The organism is Treponema sp. R6D11 (assembly GCF_054786075.1).
Genome location: NZ_BDHD01000445.1, coordinates 1 through 909, shown reverse-complemented (window position 1 = coordinate 909; position 909 = coordinate 1). Strand labels below are relative to the sequence as shown.

Below are 909 nucleotides of genomic sequence, written 5' to 3'. Positions count from 1 at the left end.
ATGCCGCCGCAATTATTGGTGGCGAATTTACCCTGTCCGTTTTCGCAAGGCTTGTCGTTATTTTCACTGCCTTTCATGTTTGCGGCGGCGAATCCCGCCCCAAACTCAACGCCCTTGCACGCTCCAATGGAAACAACTGCGGCGGCTAATTGCGCGTCAAGTTTTTCAAAGACAGGCTCGCCTAAACCGATGGGTACGCCTGTTACAAGACAGGTTATAACGCCGCCTGCACTTTCGCCTTCAGAGCGAAGTTCTTCTATTTTGGCGGTTGCTTTTTCAGCGCCGCTTTTGCTGGGGACTCGAAAAGGATTGCGTTCTATTTCTTCAAAATCAAAGCCGTCCTCATTAGGGGAAACTTGAGTTATTCCGGCGATAGACGATGTCCACGCTTTTATTGTTATTCCTTGTAGAGCGAGGAATTTTTTGGCTACAGCGCCTGAGGCGACTCTGCAAAGAGTTTCACGCCCTGAGCTTCTGCCGCCGCCTCGATGGTCTCTAATACCGTATTTTGTTTCCCATGTAAAATCGGCGTGTCCCGGTCTGTAAATGTCTTTTAATTCGTCATAGTCTTTGCTGTTCTGGTTTGTATTACGGACGATAATCGCTATCGGGATTCCAAGAGTTTTACCTTCAAACATTCCCGATAAAATTTCAGGCGAATCTTTCTCGTCCCTTGAGCCGTAAACAGCCCCTGGACGGCGGCGGGCGAGTTCTTTTTCAATGTCGTTAGCTGAAATTTCCAAACCTGCAGGACAGCCGTCTATTACGCAGCCCATAGCGAGTCCGTGCGATTCGCCGAAGGTTGTTACTTTAAATAATTTGCCGAATGTGTTACCTGACATTATAAATACCTTTTTGTTTCCTCGTTAGTAACTTGAGCGTATAATTCAATATATTGTTTGGCGGTGC

At 47.2% G+C, this 909-nt stretch carries 1 protein-coding gene; it reads right to left on the bottom strand.

From position 1 onward, the window contains the following. Positions 1–842, bottom strand: an 842-nt coding sequence (gene aroC / locus ACYVTD_RS13825; RefSeq protein WP_461248308.1) for a chorismate synthase, incomplete at its 3' end; no start/stop codon positions are given. Positions 843–909 lie beyond the last annotated feature (67 nt).